At 71.8% G+C, this 17199-nt stretch carries 13 protein-coding genes and 1 pseudogene; 6 read left to right on the top strand and 8 right to left on the bottom strand.

Features of this window, described 5'->3' with window-relative positions; all coding sequences use genetic code 11:
- Positions 1-12 precede the first annotated feature (12 nt).
- Together ACFC1F_RS04750 and ACFC1F_RS04745 are read right to left on the bottom strand one after the other, a co-directional pair.
- Positions 13-288, bottom strand: coding sequence for a hypothetical protein (locus tag ACFC1F_RS04750; protein WP_376155667.1), 276 nt, complete (start codon positions 286-288; stop codon positions 13-15).
- A 133-nt stretch (positions 289-421) separates the two neighbouring features.
- Positions 422-1765 carry a BTAD domain-containing putative transcriptional regulator gene (locus ACFC1F_RS04745; RefSeq protein WP_376155665.1) on the bottom strand — a complete coding sequence of 448 codons (1344 nt, stop codon included), beginning with the start codon at positions 1763-1765 and terminating at the stop codon, positions 422-424.
- A gap of 333 nt (positions 1766-2098) precedes the next feature.
- On the opposite strand from ACFC1F_RS04745, the pseudogene ACFC1F_RS04740 reads away from it, so the two are divergent.
- From ACFC1F_RS04740 to ACFC1F_RS04730, 3 genes and pseudogenes are all read left to right on the top strand, one after another.
- A pseudogene (locus tag ACFC1F_RS04740) lies at positions 2099-2206 on the top strand (family 1 glycosylhydrolase); the annotation flags it as partial.
- 299 nt (positions 2207-2505) lie between these two features.
- Complete coding sequence (locus tag ACFC1F_RS04735) at positions 2506-3492, top strand: NAD-dependent epimerase/dehydratase family protein (RefSeq protein ID WP_376155664.1); 987 nt, start codon at positions 2506-2508, stop codon at positions 3490-3492.
- 249 nt (positions 3493-3741) lie between these two features.
- Positions 3742-4587 carry an alpha/beta fold hydrolase gene (locus ACFC1F_RS04730; protein ID WP_376155662.1) on the top strand — a complete coding sequence of 282 codons (846 nt, stop codon included), beginning with the start codon at positions 3742-3744 and terminating at the stop codon, positions 4585-4587.
- A gap of 179 nt (positions 4588-4766) precedes the next feature.
- Here ACFC1F_RS04730 and ACFC1F_RS04725 read toward each other — a convergent pair whose 3' ends face one another.
- A complete protein-coding gene (locus tag ACFC1F_RS04725) occupies positions 4767-5501 on the bottom strand; it encodes a DUF899 domain-containing protein (RefSeq protein ID WP_376155660.1) in 735 nt (244 codons plus the stop codon).
- A gap of 538 nt (positions 5502-6039) precedes the next feature.
- Here ACFC1F_RS04725 and ACFC1F_RS04720 point away from each other — a divergent pair.
- A complete protein-coding gene (locus tag ACFC1F_RS04720) occupies positions 6040-7611 on the top strand; it encodes an MFS transporter (RefSeq protein WP_376155658.1) in 1572 nt (523 codons plus the stop codon).
- Positions 7612-7792: 181 nt separating this feature from the next.
- Here ACFC1F_RS04720 and ACFC1F_RS04715 read toward each other — a convergent pair whose 3' ends face one another.
- Positions 7793-8704, bottom strand: a complete 912-nt coding sequence (locus ACFC1F_RS04715; protein WP_209414928.1) for a CAP domain-containing protein — start codon at positions 8702-8704, stop codon at positions 7793-7795.
- Positions 8705-9165: 461 nt separating this feature from the next.
- Here ACFC1F_RS04715 and ACFC1F_RS04710 point away from each other — a divergent pair, with 461 nt between their 5' ends.
- Complete coding sequence (locus ACFC1F_RS04710) at positions 9166-9678, top strand: hypothetical protein (RefSeq protein ID WP_376155656.1); 513 nt, start codon at positions 9166-9168, stop codon at positions 9676-9678.
- A 309-nt stretch (positions 9679-9987) separates the two neighbouring features.
- Entirely contained in the window at positions 9988-11169 is a 1182-nt protein-coding gene (locus ACFC1F_RS04705) for an alpha/beta hydrolase family protein (protein ID WP_376155654.1), read from the top strand.
- Positions 11170-11256: 87 nt separating this feature from the next.
- Here ACFC1F_RS04705 and ACFC1F_RS04700 read toward each other — a convergent pair whose 3' ends face one another.
- From ACFC1F_RS04700 to ACFC1F_RS04685, 4 genes are read right to left on the bottom strand one after another with little or no spacing between them, the layout of a single operon-like run.
- Positions 11257-13089 (bottom strand): alpha-keto acid decarboxylase family protein, encoded by a 1833-nt coding sequence (locus ACFC1F_RS04700; protein ID WP_376155653.1) that lies wholly within the window; start codon positions 13087-13089, stop codon positions 11257-11259.
- Positions 13086-15194, bottom strand: a complete 2109-nt coding sequence (locus ACFC1F_RS04695) for a flavin monoamine oxidase family protein (RefSeq protein ID WP_376155651.1) — start codon at positions 15192-15194, stop codon at positions 13086-13088. The genes ACFC1F_RS04700 and ACFC1F_RS04695 overlap by 4 nt, the downstream gene beginning before the upstream one ends.
- Positions 15195-15219: 25 nt before the next feature.
- Positions 15220-16710, bottom strand: coding sequence for a Dyp-type peroxidase (locus ACFC1F_RS04690; RefSeq protein ID WP_376155650.1), 1491 nt, complete (start codon positions 16708-16710; stop codon positions 15220-15222).
- A 26-nt stretch (positions 16711-16736) separates the two neighbouring features.
- Complete coding sequence (locus tag ACFC1F_RS04685; RefSeq protein WP_376155648.1) at positions 16737-17159, bottom strand: hypothetical protein; 423 nt, start codon at positions 17157-17159, stop codon at positions 16737-16739.
- Positions 17160-17199 lie beyond the last annotated feature (40 nt).

Here is a 17199-nt window from a genome sequence, read left to right as displayed (position 1 = left end):
GGCGCGTGGGACTCAGTGGTTCTCCGGCACCGGCCGGACGACGTGGGGGCTCTCGGTGGAGCCCGGGCCGGCGATCCTGCCGTGGAGCCGGCCGACGGCACGCCTGACCGCCTTGGTGTCGCAGCCGCCCGTGCTGGACGCCCGGGTCGCGTACCGGTCGGACCGGTTGCCGTCCGGAGCGTGGTGGGCGACCGGGCGGCCGTCGCCCTGCATGATCAGGCGCGCCTGGTCGTGCTCGGCGGCGCTGCCGGCCGGCGCGCGGTTGATATATATGACGGTCCCACTCATCAGTTCGTCCTCTTCCCATCGCCGGAGATTTCGGTCGGCTCACTTGATCAGATGGTGATCGCGGCTGCCGACGGGATTTTGTGACGGGCCGGTTGGCGAGGGATGAACGCTTGCGTTTATTCGCAGACGGATGCTATTCGCGAGGGTGCGAAAGGAGGGCGGAAACCGGCCAGGCGGGACGGCCCACCAAGCGGCTCGCGGCCAGCCGCAGGGCACGGGGCTGATGGTCGCACGCAGCGGCCAGGGCCCGCGCCGCGTCCGGTTCCCGGGCCAGGCGCCCGGCGCCCAGGGCGCGGGACAACAACGCGATCCCCTCGTCGGGCGTCATCCGGCCGACGGTGACGGTGTGCCCACCGGGCAGCGGTCGGCCGGCGGTGACGAGAGCCGCGCTTCCGGACTCGGCCGGCAGCAGCGGGCGGACCTGCTCGGCCTCGACGGCGCCGTCGAGCAGCACCAGGACACGCCGTCCGGCGAGCAGCCGGAGGTAGAGCGCGCGCAGGTCGGCGAGGCCCGGCGGGACGGCGTGCTCCTCGACGCCCAGGGCCCGCACGAAGGCGGCCAGGACGGCGGCCGGATCCGCGCCGGGGGCCTTCCCGCCCAGGTCGGCGTGGAGCTGGCCGTCGGGATGGCCGGGAGCGAGCAGGTGTGCGGCGTGGATGGCGAGCGCGCTCTTGCCGTAGCCGGGCGGCCCGGTGACGGTGACCCACCGTGGTCCCGGCCCGGCCAGGGCGGCGGCGAGCTCCGTCAGCAGGGTCGCTCGGCCGGTGAAGTCGGCAACGTCGGGCGGGAGTTGGAACGGCCGGCGAACCTGCCGGGGGGCGGTCCGGGAGGCCCAGGGCGTCCAGTCCGCCAGGTCGGTGGCCCGGCCGCGGAGGCGTGCCGCCAGAGCCGCCGCCTCGCCGCCGGGGGCGGAGCCGGCGAGCAGGGCGAGGGCCTGCTCGGTACGGCCGGCCCGGGCCAGCGCGAGCGCGTGGGGGACGACGGTGGCCTGCTCCGGGGCGGGTTCCGCCGTGAGCGGTAGCCCGAGTTCGACGTCGAGTTCGAGCCGGGCCAGCCGGGCCTCATCCCGGCGCCCGGCCAGCATCCGGCGGTCGTGCTCGGCGAACGGGCCCGGCACGCCGTCCAGGGCCACCGGCGTGGACCAGCGGCCGAGCGCGGCTGTGAGCAGGGCGTGGGCCCGCTCGGGCTGCCGGTTGCGGCGGGCGGCGGTGGCGGCGGCGAGCTCGGCGAGGAACACCGTGCGGTCGATGTTGGCCGGGTCCGCCTCCAGCCGATAGGCCTTGCCGACGTGCCGCAGGACACTGCCGCCCTCGACGGTGCCGTCCGCGCCGGCCAGGGCATTGCGCAGCCGGTACATGGTGGCCGGCAGCCCCCTGGCCCGGTCCGGCGCCTCGTCCACCTCCTCGCCCCAGACGCCGTCGATGATCTCCGTCACGGGCACCGGCCGCCCGGCGTTCGCGAGAAGGACGGCGAGCACCGCGCGGTCCCGAGCCCGGTTCAGCCGCAGCTCCCGATCGCCTCGCCGCGCCCTGAGCGATCCGAGCGTGCTGAAGTGCAGCTCCAGCGGGATCCTCCCTGCGCGACCGAATCCGACATCCGGTCATGTTACGGAGGCGATACGCGCCGACAAGGGGGCCGGTCGATATCACGCCATCGACCGCCGAACGCGGCGACCCATCGGAAGCGGCACACGAAGTAGCCGGATTGGTCGCCCTCTCAACTCCGCGGTCGAACTGTCGACTTGAATAAGGGTGACGTCCTGCAGTTGTTGGTCTCGTCGCAATGACAGCCTGTTCGACGGGCTGAGGGCCACCACCAGCGCTTCGGCCTCGTCCACGTCGACTGCGAGACGCAGCGCCGCACCCCGAAGGTGTCGTACGCCCGGTACCACCATCTGATGACAAGTCACTGTGCGTGACGTGGGCGGTAGTCGGGCGGTGGGGCGGAGGCATCACCACACCTCGACGATCGCCGGCAGCGACGCGAGGCCGCGGCGGCGTAGATGACGTACGGCTGGTGGGGCCGCTCGGGTTGGTCGACGGCGCGATCCGGCATCTCCTCCCACTGCGGCCCCCACCGGCCCACTGCGGGGCGACCGGAAGCCCGGGCATCAGAACGCCCTTCCAGGCACTGCCGGTTCGGATTCAGCTGACGGCGATTCCGCTGATGGCGGATGGGGGTGGACCAACCGGCACATCGGTGAGGACAGTGGTTGGCATGCGACTTCTCATGCTCGGTGGATCCGGCTTCGTCGGACGCGCCATCGTCAACGAGGCCCTGTCCCGGGACTGGGACGTGACCCTTCTCCATCGTGGCAACCGCCGACCGCCGTCCGGCGCCACCGTCCTCCAGGGCGACCGGACCGCCCCCGACGGACTGGCCGCGCTCGGTGCCGCCGAGTGGGACCTCGTCGTGGACACCTGGTCCGCGCGGCCCTCGGCCGTACGCGACGCGGCGGACGCGCTCGCGAAGCGCGCCGGCCGGTACGTGTACGTCTCCAGCGGATCCGTGTACGCCGACCCGGTCGACCACAGTGCCGCCGAGAACGGCGTCCTGCTGGACGGCTCGCCCGACGACGGCGATGTGCCCTATCCGCAGGCCAAGCGCGGAGGGGAGCTCGCCGTCACCGGCGCGTTCGGCGAGGACCGTTCGCTGCTGCTGCGCGCCGGCCTCATCCTCGGCCCGGGCGAGGACGTCGGCAGGCTCACCTGGTGGCTGGACCGGATCGCCCGCGGCGGCCCCGTGCTCGCCCCCGGACCGCGCGACCTGCCACTCCAGTACGTCGACACGCGTGACCTTGCGATCTGGGCCCTGGACGCCGCCGTGCGCGGGCTGTCCGGCCCGTACAACCTGGTGAGCCGGCGCGGTCACGCCACCATGGGTGAGCTTCTGGAGGCGTGCGTGGCCGCGACCGGATCGGATGCGGAGCTGCGCTGGACCGACCCCGAGCGGATCGCCGCCGCCGGAATCGCACCGTGGACGGAGCTGCCGATCTGGGCGCCGCCAGGAGAGCTGCACGAGTTCCTCTACGGCGCCGAGACGTCCAAGGCGTTCGCGGACGGGCTGCGCTGCCGGCCGGTCGCCGAGACCGTCGCCGATACCTGGGCGTGGCTGAAGGAGCTGGGCGGAGTCTCGCCGCAGCGTCCCGACCGCCCGATCCTGGGGCTGGCCCCCGAAGCCGAGATCGCCGCACTGCGCGGTTGACGGGCTGCTGCCCACTGCCCACTCCGGGCTCCGGGGCGTAGGCCGCAGAGACCGATGCCGTCCCGGCGACATCGTGCGCAGCGGCTCACGGAGCCCGGCCGTGGGCCGTTGCACCGATGGTCGAGTACACGGGCTCGGCCCGCTGCCCGCAGCCGCCCCATCGGCGAAGGCGTGCCTGCGGGCGGCCTCCCCGGCGCTCCGGACCGCCTCAACTCCACGATGACACCGCACACCTGCTGGGATCACACCATGCCTACTCTCATCGCGCCTGACGGCACCGAGCTCGCCTACCGTGTCCTCGGGGAGGGCGCCGGCACCCCCGTGGTCTGCCTGCCCGGCGGACCGATGCGGGATTCCGTCTACCTCGGCGACCTCGGCGGCCTCCCTGCGCACCGGCGGCTGATCGTGGCCGACCAGCGGGGCGCCGGTCTGTCCGCGACACCGGAGGACCCCGCCTCCTACCGCTGCGACCGCCTGGTCGGCGACGTCGAGGTGCTGCGCGAACACCTCGGCCTCGACCGCATGGACCTGCTCGCGCACTCCGCCGCTGCCAACCTCGCCGTGCGGTACGCGGAGCAGTACCCGCACCGCGTCGGCCGACTCGTCCTCATCACGCCCGGCACCAGCGCCGTCGGCCTGGAGGTCAACGGCGACGACCGGCGCGAGGTCGTGCGGCTCCGCAGGGACGAGCCCTGGTTCGCGGCGGCGTCGGCGGCATTCGACGCCATCGACGCCGGCGAGGCCACGGCCGCCGACTGGGTGACCATCGCACCGTTCCTCTACGGTCGTTGGGACGAGACGGCGCAGGCTCACCGGGCGGGCGAGGAGACCCAGTGGAACGCGGCGGCGGCGGAGGTCTTCGGATCGGAGGGAGCCTTCGATCCGGGCGCCACCCGGGCCGCGTCCGCCGCGCTCGACACGCAGGTCCTGGTCCTCGCCGGGGAGTTCGACCTGGCCTCGCCCCCGCACGTGTTGGCCCGGTTCGCCGCGCTGTTCCCGCGTGCCGAGTTCGTCGTCCAACCGGGCGCGGGCCACTACCCGTGGCTGGACGACGCCGACAGGTTCGTGTCGACCACCGTGCGGTTCCTCGGCTGATACGCCCGACCGGGCGCCGCTCGGCGGGCAGTCCGACGTGGCGGTGGCAGCGGACGGGGCCGGGGCTCCTCCTGGCGGCGCATGGGGGGGGCGGGCCGTCCGATCCTCGGCACGGTGTCGGCGTCGCGTGACGCAGGGGCAGCCATCACGACGCGTGAACTGCCCGAGTCGGTCGAACCTCAGCCTTTCCCGTACTCGTCGTGGCGGCGCAGCCAGTGGGTCTCCTCGCCCTCCTCGTGTCGGCCCATCGGCGTCCGGTCGAGGAGGCCGTAGTAGGCCATGGCGGGCTCAAGGCCGCGCGCAGTGGTGACGTACGTCCGGTGGACGGTGCCGTCCGAGAGCGCGTAGGCGCTCAGCCCGGGCCCCTCGGTGACGTACCCGGGCACGTCGGTGCCGCAGGCCTCCGCCATCTGCCGGACGGTCGGAGGGATGTCACCGTCGAGGAACGGCCTCAGCTCCTCCTCGGTGTACTGGAAGCCGAGGTCGCGGTGGAAGTCGCTGCCGGCGGTGGAGACCCAGTCGAAGCTCCAGCCCATCCGCTCCCGGTAGGCGAGGAGCTTGTCGATCGGCGCCCGCGAGGAGCAGATCAGCGTCACGTCGCGGGCTTTCAGGTGGACCGCGCTGGGGTTGAGGGTGTCCGCGATCGAGGAGCAGACCGGGCAGCCGGCCTCGTACGGCGGGCCGAACATGAAGTGGTAGACAAGCAGCTGCGAGCGCCCGCCGAAGAGGTCCGCGAGCGACTTGGTGCCGCCCTCGGTCTCGAAGCCGTAGTCCTTCTCGACCGGCACCCAGGGAAGCTCCCGCCGCTTCCGCGCGAGCTCGTCACTTCGGCGGGTGAGCTTCTTCTCCTCTGCCAGCAGTTCCGCTCGGGCCGCCTCGAACTCCTCCTGCGTGCCGATCCTGTGCTCGGGCATGGCCTATCCCTCCTGTATGGGGAGCAGGGCACCGCGTGGCGGCGTGCGGTCACCCGCGGTGGCAGCCGGCAGTGCCTGCCACCGGCTACCCGTCCGGCCGTACATCCACCGTACGCGCGCGGCGGCGGGCCTTCGAGGCCACGCCGAATCGCCTGGTCGGCGTCGCGCTCACGTCGTGCTCGTGTCGTGCTCACGTGGTGATCACAGGGCGGGACGGAGGCGGGCGACCCCCGCCGTGTGAAGCAGGGCAGGGTGAACGCGGGCGCGTCGGCGGCCCGGCCGGGTGTGCGGTGGAAGGGCAGCGGGCGGTGGCAGCCGTCCGCGGGCAGGTGGGTCCTGACGGTCGGCCCGCCGTGCCAACGCCCGGTGGTGTGATGGTCGGGTGCTCCGTCAGGCGTCGCCCGGGGTCGCTCGCTAGCATGAGAGCCTGCCGAACGAGCGGCAGGAACCGGGCCCCCTTCTCCAGGAACGGGCCCGCCCCACAGGTGATTCCGCCAGCAGCCGACGCGCGGACGCACCCCGGAGGGAAGAGCCCACCGTGAGCACTGCTCCCGCCGGCGGATCCACGCGCTACCTGGTACTGGCAGCGATGATCTTCGCCGTTGCGATGACCTTCATCGACCAGACCATCGTCTCGATCGCCGTACCGAACATCCAGCAGGAGTTGAAACTGACCAGCACGGGGGTGCAGTGGGTGATCAACGCCTACCTGCTCACCCTGGCGGCGTTCTTCGCCTTCGGCGGTCGGCTCGCCGACACCGTCGGTCACCGCAGGACGGTGGTGCTCGGGGTGCTGGTCTTCGCGGGCGCCTCGGCCTGCTGCGGCTTCACACCCACCGGGAGTCTGGCCGAGGCGTGGCTGGTCGCCTTCCGTGCCGTCCAGGGCTTCGGCGGCGCCATCATGTTCCCGGCGGCGCTGGCGATCGTGGTGCAGAACTTCGCGCTGCGTGAGCGGGGACGGGCGCTGGCCCTGTTCTTCGGCATCGCGGGCGGTCTGACCGCGATCGGACCGGTCCTCGGCGGCTACCTGACCGAATGGACCTGGCGGGCCATCTTCTGGGTGAACCTGCCGGTGGCGGCGATCGCGCTGGTGCTGACCGCGATCTCCAAGCCGGTGACGGAGAGCCGGCCCGCGCCCATGGACTACCGGGGCCTGGCCCTGATCGCAGGCGGTGTCGGGCTGAGCGTCTTCGGGTTCCAGCAGTCGCAGGTCTGGGGCTGGTCGAACCCGGCGATCTGGCTCTGCATCGTGGCCGGTGTCCTGCTGCTGGTCGGCTTCGTGATCGTCGAGAAGCGCACCGTCTCGCCGCTGATCCAGGTGGACATCTTCCGGATCCGCGCGTTCTCCGTGCAGAACCTGGTGCTCGGCATCTCGATGCTGGTCTTCGTCCCGGTGTTCTTCTTCTCCAGCGAGTATGCGCAGATCGCTCTGGGTGACTCCTCCTCGGGTGCCGGTGTCTTCCTGCTCTACTTCTTCATCGGGTTCGTGATCGCCTCGCAGATCGGCGGCCGGATGCTCGACCGGGGCGGCGCGAAGCGGCCGGTGGTGATCGGGTGCGTCCTGGCCGCGGTCGGGTTCTACCTGTGGGCGGGCGACGCGACCACGCTGAGCTTCAGCACGCAGCAGTGGGACATCGTGCTGGCCGGCGCGGGCATGGGCTTCATGCTCAGCCCCGCCAGCACGGACGCGGTCAACCGCGCCTCGCGGCTGTCCTACGGCGAGGCGACCGGCATCACCCAGACGGTCCGCAACTACGCCGCGAGCCTGGGACTGGCCGTGCTGGGCACCGTCCTGGTCACCGACCTGCGGACCCGGCTGACCGACTCCCTGGTCGCCCAGGGCCTGCCACATGCGCAGGCGGTCGCCGAGGCCACCCACCTCTCCCAGGTCCAGGCACAGAGCAGCGCGAGCGGGAGCACCGCGACCATCCCGCAGTTCTTCCGGGTCGACTTCGCCCACGCCACCCAGACGGTCCTCTACTGGATGGCGGCCATCATGGCCGTGGCCGCCGTGGTGGCGATGATCGGGCTGCGTCCGGGCGTACAGGCCGAGACCACCGCCGACGAACAGGAGGCCCTGGCCTCCGGACGCGAGCCGGGCCAGGTCTGAGGAACTCCCAGCAGCAGTGGTGGGCTTGGCCGGGCCAGTGGTCGCTGCCCTGCACGACCGTGAGCCGGGCGCGCGGGGGAGCGGGCTGCTGCCGTCGCCGGAACGTCCCCCGATCGGGCACAACGGAGATGCAGGGAGACGTCGGACCGCCCCGCCGGGGCCGGCGGGGCGGTCCCGGCGGTCAGCGGGAGGCGAAGTCGGCGTTCCAGGAGGCCGTGCCCGTGCGGGCCAGCCCGACCTCGGTGTAGTCGCCGAGCATGATGGCCAGGTGGCCGGAAGACCTGATCCAGCCGTCGACGGCGGCGTCGATGTCGGTGGGTCCGTAGAACGCGATCTCACCGAAGCCCCTCCACGTGTAGCCGAGGCCCCGCGCGATGTTCGCCGAGTCGCAGAAGTGGCCCGAGACGTGGCGCTGGTCCATCTGGTCGGCGTTGCACTTGGCGGCCTGGGCGAGCGTCTGGTTGAGGCGTACCGCCGGCTTGCCGTTCTGGGCGCGCACGGCGTTGAGCCGGTCGAGGAAGCGCTGCTCGACGGAGGTGCCCGTGCCCGTACCCGGCCCGCTCAGGTCGAACCGCTGGGACATGCTGCCGTCACAGTTCTCGACGGTGACCTCCCGGTCGAGGCCGTGGTAGGTCAGGCAGCGGTTGTCGCGGGCGTTGTGGATGTAGGTGCCGCCCTCGGCGGCGGACTCCAGGGTCCACTGCTGGTTGTCGCCCGCCCACCAGTGGATGAACTGGGTGGACCGGCCGTCGTTGAGGTCCATCTCCAGCACGCGCTCGGTGCCGTTGACGTTGCGGGCGAAGTCCACCCGGCCGCCCGGCTTGTTGGAGATCCAGAACGAGGTGGAGGCGTTCTGGTAGTTGCGGGCGATGATCCGGGAGGCCTCGCCGTCGGCGCTGGCCAGCGAGTGGTGGTTCTGGTGGTCCTGGATCGTGATCATCTGCTCGACCACGTCCGCCTGCGCGGCGCTCGCCGGCGCGGCGAACAGCGGGAGGCTGCACACGGATATCGCGGAGACGGCGAGCGCCAGCCCCGCCAGCCGGGCGCGGGGGCGGAGGCGGGGGCGGGGGTCTCGGGTTGTGGGGTGGGACACGGGGCTCTCCTACTGTCGGTGGACCGCGCGGTTGCTGCTGCGGACACCGACAGGACACCAGGCGGGTGTTGACGATCGATCAGCACCGCGTAGACGGCCTCGGTTCGACCGCCCGCCGACCGCCCGCCGACCATCCGCCGACCGCCCGCCGACCGCCCGCCGGGTGTCAGCCGGGTGTCGGCCGGGTGTCGGTCAGAGCGGGCCTGGTGCGGTGGGCGGCGGCGAGGACGTGCCGGACACGGGCAGGACGTGCGTCCCCGACACCGGCAGGTTCGCTGTCGGCGCCGGCCGCCGTTCCCACGTCCGGGCGCGCAAGGATGCTCGGGCCGGCCTCGCGCCCGCCCTGCGATGCGAGCTCGCCCGCAACGACACGGAGCCGGAGCATGGGAGGATCGCCTCACCAGCACCATCCGCACCAGAGCGGCCGTCGAAGCCGTACCAATCGTGATCGAGGAGCAGCTGTGACCGAGCAGCCCGGCCCGCAGCAGCGCATCGCCGACGCCATCCGCCCGGCCATGCTCGCCGGCCTGCAGGACGCCGCCCTGATCGGCGAGCAGGGCACCGGTCGGATCAACGAATGGGTCGACTGGATTGCGGCTGTCATCGCCGGCCAGGTCGTTCAGCCGATCGCCGCCGAGCGCGACGCCTTCGCGGACCGGGTGGACACCCTCACCGACGTCGCCAAGCGCCACAAGGAGGGGTACAAGGACGCGGCCCGGGACGTGCAGCGACTCGATGCCCGTGTCGCCGAGCTGGAAGCGGAGGTGACGCGGCTGCGTGCAGCCGGTGCCGTGGCCGCCGACCCGGAGGTGGAACCCGACGCGGAATCGGTGGCGGACGGTCCCGCCCAGTCCCTCCGGGACCGGCTCCGGGCCAAGTACCCCGCGACCGCAGAGGCTCTGGACCGCCGGGATGCCGAGGCAGACCCGACCCGGAACGCCGAGGCCGACCCGAGGCGGGACGCCGAGGGCTGACCGGATTCCCCGGACGACCTGGCGCACCCGCGGAGCCGCCCCGGGCGCGACGAGCCTGCGGCACGGTGACTTCCCGGCCGGGGACACGCGGCCCGGGATCTCGGGAGCTGGGGGCCTGGGATCGCGGGGCGTAGGTCCAGGGGTAGGGCTTGGCGTCGTGTTCGTCGTAGGCCAAGACGAAGGTGGCGCTCGACGATGCCGGCGATGGGACCTCGCGCCGCCGGGGATCTCAGGGTGTAGCCAGTACCACCCTCAAGACGGAAGCCCGCATGATCGAGCGTCAGGGCCGGGCTGGGCAGGATCGTGCCCGTGAACACCACCTCGAACCGCAAGCGCCGTATCAGCGCTGTCGCAATCCTGGGTCTCGCCGCATCAGTGGTCGCGACCGGCACAGGACTCGCCGCCACGATCCCGCCGTCCACCGTGCACGCGACCGCCGCCACAGCTGCCGCCGCGCCCCCGCGGTCCTTCCAGGGCACGCTCCCCGCGCCGACGGGCCCCTACGCCGCCGGCGAGGACGTCATCCACCTCACCGACGCGAGCCGCCCCGACCCGTGGGTGCCGTCATCCGGCCCCCGCCAACTGGCCGTCACGATGGTCTACCCGGCCGTCCCCGGGACCGGGACTCCGGCCCCTTACATGACCCTCGCCGAGGCAGCCGGAATCGTCCAGCGGCAGAATGTGCCGGCGAGCTCCGGCGTCACCCCGCAGACCCTTTCCGGCGTCACCACTCACGCCTTCGACGGCGCGCGGCCGCAGCGCGGCAAGTATCCGCTGGTGGTCCTCTCGCCCGCGTACGAGGACCCGCGCATCACGCTCACCGCGCTCGCGACCGACCTGGCCAGTCACGGCTACGTCGTCGCGCTCGTCGGCCACACCTACGAGGACAGCGGCGAGACGCTGGCGAACGGCCGGACGCCGCCGTGCGCGATCTGCGATCACCCGGAAACGCTCGACTTCGACTCCGTCGCCGCCAGCCGCGCGCTGGACGTGTCCTTCGTGATCGACCAGTTGACGCATGGCAATACCGCGTGGCGCCTGGCACACCTCATCGACAAGCACGAGATCGGCATGGCCGGACACTCCCTCGGCGGAGCGGCGGCCGCCGCCACGATGATCGCCGACCCGCGAGTACGGGCCGGAGTGAACATGGACGGCTCCTTCCACCCGGACCCGACGCCCGGCCAGATCAACCGGCCGTTCCTCATGCTGGGTACGACCGCCAACACCGATTGGGAGCGCCCCTGGGCCGCCCTCGGCGGCTACAAGAAGTGGCTGACGGTCGCCGGCGCCGACCACTTCAGCTTCAGCGACCTGGACCTGCTTCACGAGCAGGCCGGGTTCCCGACGCCGCCCCTCTCCCCGGAACGCGGGGTGGTGATCACCCGCGAGTACGTGACGGCGTTCTTCGGCCAGACGCTGAAGGGGATCCACAGTCCGCTGCTGGACGGCCCCTCGCCGAACAATCCGGAAGTACTCTTCCGGTACTAGCCAGGCGCCGGCAGCGAGGCCTGCTCGTATCGGGCCCCCGGCGCGAACCGGCCCCCGTCGGGGACGGGGGCCGGTGGGGTCGGGCGGCTACGGGCACTTCTCGTCGATCTTGTACTGGAGCGCCTTCGGGTAGTCGTGCCGGCTGAGCCGGACGCGGGCCAGGATCGGGGCGTGGTTGAGGTCGTTGCCGGGATCGGCGATGTCCAGCAGGAGTGAGCCGAGCTCGGCGTGGGTGGTGAGCTCGTAGCCGTGCATCCGGTCCTTGTCCGTGCCGAAGACCTCGGCCAGCTTCTCGTAGCGCCACGGGTGCAGCACGTTGTAGAAGTCGGCCCCGTTGGACGGCTTCTCCTTGTAGTAGCAGGGGCTGACCAGCATCTGCTCGATGCCGTAGAAGCCCTCGTTGTCCAGGACGAAGACCACCGGCCGCAGGTGGTGCCGTACCTGGGTGGACAGCTCCTGGCAGATCTCCTGGAACGAGCCGTCCCCGACGAACACGAGCGGGCGCTTCATCGGTTGCTGCCGGCCAAGGGCCACGCCGGTGGCCGCGCCGACGGAGTAGCCGATGGACAGCCAGCTGTTCTGCGCCAGGAAGCCGGCCCGCTCGGTGATCCGCAGGTTCATCGAGCCGAGCAGCGCGAACGCCGCGTCCGAGACCACCGTGAACGGCGAGGGGGCCTGGGGGTCCCCGCCGGTGGCCTGGTGCTCCAGGAAGTGGTTGACGTGCTGGAAGAAGCTGTCGTAGGTCAGTTCCGCCGGGTACCGGGCGGTGCTCAGCCCGTCCAGGAAGTCGGCCGTGCTGGCCGGGACGTCCAGGCCGGCCGCGTGGGCGAGGGCGAAGTGGTCGGCCTGGAAGGTCTGTCCCGCCAGGGCCTTGCGCAACGCCGTGATGAACCGGCCGAGTTGGACATCGGGGAAGTACCCGGCGCCGACGCTGACGCCGTCGCGTGCCGCCACGATCCAGTCGTCGCCGATCGACTGGTCGCCGCCGAGGTTCTTGGACGTGGACCAGGTCCCCAGGCCGATCCGGCAGCCCGCGTTCTTGAAGGCCGTCCGGATCTCCGGCAGGCTCGCCCTGCCGTTGTAGACGCCGGCGAACAGCGGGTGCCGCTCGGAGACCACGGACTTCGCGCCGACGGTGGTGCAGAACTGCATCCGGGTGGTCTGCACGAACTCCAGGAGCTCGTTCTCCAGCCGCCGGCGGACCAGTTCCTCGCCGGCCCAGACGATCGGTGTGCCGAACTTCCTGATCAGCTCCACCGCCGCCGTGACGGCCTTCTCCAGCATCTCGTCGTTCCGTTTGGTGAACGGCCGCTCGTGGGCATGGAGTTCGCCCCGTGGGGGTTCGCACGGCGCGTGCCAGAGGTCCTCCATCACCTCCAGGTAGACCGGCTTGCGTTCGGTCAGGCACGCGGTGATCGCGCCGTCGATCTGTGAGGGGGCGAGTCCTGGGTTCGAGAGCACCTGTGCGTCCACCGTGACCTGCCGGTAGACGTCCAGGTTGCTCTCGCGGCGCGGGCTCATGTGCGAGGTGAGCAGGCCGACCGCCTGTTGGTTGAGCCACTGCTCGTAGGACGGCGCCGCGTTGATCGCGATCAGCGGCACGTCCTCGACGTAGGCGCCGCCGACGGTGTTGAGCAGGCTGAACGCACCCACCCCGTAGGTCACCGCGACCGCTGCGACGCCCTGTTCGCGTGCGTCCGGGTCGGCGTCGGCGACCCGGACCCGGGCGTAGGCGTCCGCGGCGTAGCCGGCGCCCATCTCGGTCGGGGTGCCGATCCAGCGCACGCCGGTGGTGGCCTGCATGATCGTCAGGAACGGGCCGAGGAAGTCCCCCGGCACCCCGAACAGGTACCGGATGCCCAACTGCTCCAGCCTGGTGGCCAGGTAGCGGGCCACCGTCCACTCGTCGGCGCCGCTCATCCGCGCATCGCCCCCTGTCGGCTCTCCGGCCGGACCTGGACCTCGGGCCGGATCTCCGGTTGCGCCGGGGGCGGCGGCGGTGAGGCCTCGTGCACGGCGATGGCCGCCCGGACGGCGGTTTCCACCGCGCCCTCGATCCAGGCGTGCTTGAGCGAGACGTGTTCGCCGGCGAAGTGCACCGGGCCCTCCGGCTTGACCACGTCGAGGTGGAAGCTGGTCATCTGGTGCGGGGTGTACACCGCCGCCTCACCGAAGGCGTACGGGTCGCGCAGCCAGCTCTGGGTCTTCCCGTAGCCGGTGTAGAACACCTCGATCCGCCGGCCGTGCACCGACTGGAGGTTGCGCAGCGCGTAGACGTACCGCTCGTCGTCCTCCATGGAGTCCCAGCGCACCGCGTCGTCGGACCAGCTGTAGCTGGCCAGCACCACGCCGCCGCCCTCGGCGCCGGGCACCGGGTGCGAGGGGTAGTACATGAAGCGGTTCGGGTTGTCGGTGGTCGAGCCCCCGCCGAAGCAGTTGGTGGTGGGGCGCACGCTCGCCCGGAGCAGCGGGGTGTGCTGGTAGACGTCCCGCTGGGCCGGGCTGATCCGGCGCTCGTCCACGCTCGCGTGCGCGCCGAGGAGCACCTCCGGCAGGTTGCGCGGTGGCCGGTGGCCGTTGTGGGCGGCGGCCACGGCCGCCTCGGCGTCGTCCTCGCCCGCCCGCTGGTAGTACTCGTACAGGCCGGGTGCGATGGAGTCGAGTTCGACCTTCCAGTCCGCCTCGGTGAACTCCCACCACCGGCGGGAGAACTCCAGCAGCACCTTGGTGGCCTGGTCGTAGTGGGTCTCGATGATCGCCCGGCGCTTCTTGTAGGAGAACGGCGGCGTCACCTGGACGAACCGCAGGGCGGAGAACGGGACCGTGACGATCGCGAAGTCGCCCTTCCAGACGGTGGGTTCGGCCTCCGGGTCGTCCTCGGGGACGGTCTCGACGGCGACCTGCGGCCCGATCGGGCCGACGTTGCGGGCGCCCCCGCCGTCCCGACGCGGGTCCCAGTACTCCATCCGGATCATCCGCCGGCCCATCCGCAGCTCCTCCCGGAGCTCCTCGGCGAGCGCCTCGGGCAGCTTCGAACTGCCGCCCGCGATCTCCCAGTAGGTGGCGGTGGGGTTGATGTCGCTGCGGCCCAGGAAGGTGTGGAAGAAGGCCAGGTGCAGCCGCGAGGTCATGTTCTCGATCGTGCCGATCGCCTCGATGGCCTCGTCGCTGAAGCCCGCGTACTCGCGGAGGAATCGGCCCATCGAGTAGCCGTCGAAGTCGCGGATCACCCGGGCCCAGCCGTCCAGCCACTCGGCGAACGGCTTGTTCACCCGCTTGCCGTCCCTGATCACCGAGTAGTAGTCGCGGACCGGCTCCAGGGCCTGGTTGACCATGTCGGTCGCGGTGATCCGCACCTCGTCGCCGGTGAGGTGGAAGCCCTCGTTGACGCAGCTCGGGTCGGCGGCGTACTCCTTGCGGCGGGCCTGGATCCGGTTGGTGCGGATCCAGGAGTTGAAGCGCTTGGCCGGTTCGCGGAAGTCGGGGCTGTCGGTGCCGTACTTCCAGACCCTGCCGGGCTCGAAGGACTCGTAGACCACCGGCGGGACGGGCGCGTTCTGGTTGCCGGTGTCCGGGTCGACGTCGACGTTGAAGAACAGCTGCCGGCCCAGGCCGAGGCTGTCGACCAGTGCCAGCGTGAGCGGGTGGAAGCTGGGCAGCCGCATGGCCCCGGCCTCCGCGTACTGCTCCGGGTCGTGGAACGGACCGTCGGGCTCGTCGTCGGTGGAACGGAAGGTCTTGATCCGCCCGCCCACCCGGCTGGCGTTGGCCTCCAGGATGGTGACGTTGTGTCCGGCGTCCTTGAGCAGCTTCCCGGCGACCAGGCCCGCGATGCCCGCGCCGATGATCAGCACGTCCTTGGGCTCCTCCGTCTCCGGGACGCCGTCCTTGATCAGGACGTCGAGGTAGCGCAGCTTCAGGTCCTTGTCGTCCGGGCCGACCAGCAGCAGCTCGCGCGCCAGCTGCCGGCAGGTCTGCCAGCGGGCGCGGTCACCGGCGGTGCCTTCGACGAGGGGGTTCTCCATGGTGTCTCCTCGGGGCGGTCGGCGGTCAGGAGCCGACCGGCTTGTTGGGGAGGTCCTTGCCCTCGGCGAGGAGGCGCAGCGTGCTGATCGAGGGGGTGAAGGCGTAGAGCGCGCCCGTGGTGCGGACGAAGCGCTTCATGTCGACCGTGCCGGAGGTGCCGTCCGCGAGCCCGATCTCGGCCTTGCCGGCGAGGCCGATGACCTTGTCGAGGCCGTTGGGGACGTGCGGGGAGCCGGTCGGGTCGCCGGGAGGGAAGTTCGCGTCGTTGGCCCAGTGCTGCTGGACCAGCTCGAACTGCATTTCCAGCGAGGTGCCGTAGCAGACGAACATCAGCCCGCGGTCCTTGCCGTCGTCCGCGCCGCCCTGGAACTGCGGGCCGTACGGGATGCCCCGGCGCATCAGCCGGTGGCTCTTCGGCTTGTCGTCGCCGACGCCGGCGAAGGCACGCGGGTGGGTGCGGCGGATGTGCGCGACCCAGGGGGTGTGCTTGCCGGTCGGGTCGTTCTTGTAGTCGAAGTCGTTGCGGTCGGAGCCGAGGCCGGTCAGGGCGCCGCACGGCGGGGCGAGCGGCGTGCCGTCCTTCGCGCGGCCGACCAGGCAGGCGCCGAGCCGGTCGGGGTCCATCGTCCCGGTGAAGTTCTTGACGCCCTCCACCACGGCCTTGTTCCAGCCCGCGACGTCCTGGCGCAGCCGGCGCACCACCTGGAGCGAGCCGTTCTTCATCCAGGCGGGCGCCTTCCGGTCGCCCGCCTCGCTCTTGTGGCCGAAGACGAACTCGCCGGGTTCGATCAGCTCGGTCCCGGCGTGGTTGTCGCGGAAGCCCTTGTTCTCCGGGTCCTCCCGGTGGAAGTCCTTCACGCCGGGCTGGGAGATGCCGTCCTTGTAGCCGAAGTGCTCGTGGCCCTTCAGCGGGCCCGTCAGGGTGCGGCCCTGGTCCACGTGGACCCGGGTGATCTGGTGCGCGCTCTCGACCGCGTCGAGGTTCTTCAGCTTCTCCTTCAGCAGCTCCTCGGTGTCCGCGGCGACGATGAGGACGGCGTGCACGACCTTGTCGCCGGTCCCGGCGCCGAACAGCCAGTGCTTGGGGTCGCTCTCGTCGGCGTCCCCGAGGTCCCCGGCCCGTGCGGCCGCGCCCGCGCAGAACGCCGGGAAGCCGCTGAGGTCCTTCTTGACCTGGTCGGGCTTGTCGGCGACGGTCACCAGGCCCTCGAAGGTGAGCGAGACCCCGCAGCGGACGGCCGCGATGGCGGGGTCGCGGCCGAAGGCCCGGCGGGACAGCGAGAACTGCTCGTTGAAGTCCTCGGTCTCGTGCGTGGTCGCGACGGTGTTGAGGATCGCGGAGAGCCAGCCGCGGCCCTTGGCGGCGTCCGGGAAGTGCAGGTAGCGGAAGTCCGTGAAGTCCTTGTTGAACGCGGCCAGGACGTTGCCCTGGATGTCGGTGTCGGTGCGCAGCTTCGGCTGGGGCAGTTGCTCGATGGACGGCACGGCGGTGGGACGGGTGGGGGTCGTGGTCACGCTCGGGCTCCTCGCGGGAGGGGGTGTCAGGCAGAGATGGTCACAAGATGTGACAGGCCTGATACCAAACGTAGCCTCGCCGTCGAGAGTCCTGTCAACCGGAGGTCGGCCTCCCGACGGGTGCGCGCGGTGTCACCGGGCGAGTCGGGCCTGCTGCCGTCCCTGCGGCCCGCCGCCGCACCCGGGGGCGGGGCGACCGCAGGGTTCCGGCTTCGTCGGACGGTCTGCGGCGTCAGGGCGGGGAAGGGCCGCCCGTCGAGCGTCCAGTGGGGGTCCGGGGTGATGCCGAGGGCGGCGTGGACGTGGGCCGCGACGTCGGCGTGACGCGGTTCCGGGGCGGCCGCGCCGGCGGGGATCGCGGGCCCGTCGAGGTGGGGCGTGTCCAGCAGCGGCAGCAGGTCGGGGCGGACACCGTCGATGCCGACGACCAGGACGCGGGGTGTGGCCATGTTCTCGGGTCCTCCGTGAGTCGGGTGCCGAAGGGGGGCG

Source organism: Kitasatospora sp. NPDC056181 (assembly GCF_042266225.1).
Lineage (GTDB): Bacteria > Actinomycetota > Actinomycetes > Streptomycetales > Streptomycetaceae > Kitasatospora.
This window is presented reverse-complemented; position numbering and strand designations above follow the sequence as displayed.

What these genes read in the sequence shown, in the direction of transcription:
- ACFC1F_RS04750 (WP_376155667.1), bottom strand. Translation starts at nt 288, where the DNA reads ATGAGTGGGACCGTCATATATATCAACCGCGCGCCGGCCGGCAGCGCC.
- ACFC1F_RS04735 (WP_376155664.1), top strand. Translation starts at nt 2,506, where the DNA reads ATGCGACTTCTCATGCTCGGTGGATCCGGCTTCGTCGGACGCGCCATC.
- ACFC1F_RS04730 (WP_376155662.1), top strand. Translation starts at nt 3,742, where the DNA reads ATGCCTACTCTCATCGCGCCTGACGGCACCGAGCTCGCCTACCGTGTC.
- ACFC1F_RS04725 (WP_376155660.1), bottom strand. Translation starts at nt 5,501, where the DNA reads ATGCCCGAGCACAGGATCGGCACGCAGGAGGAGTTCGAGGCGGCCCGA.
- ACFC1F_RS04700 (WP_376155653.1), bottom strand. Translation starts at nt 13,089, where the DNA reads ATGAGCGGCGCCGACGAGTGGACGGTGGCCCGCTACCTGGCCACCAGG.
- ACFC1F_RS04695 (WP_376155651.1), bottom strand. Translation starts at nt 15,194, where the DNA reads ATGGAGAACCCCCTCGTCGAAGGCACCGCCGGTGACCGCGCCCGCTGG.
- ACFC1F_RS04685 (WP_376155648.1), bottom strand. Translation starts at nt 17,159, where the DNA reads ATGGCCACACCCCGCGTCCTGGTCGTCGGCATCGACGGTGTCCGCCCC.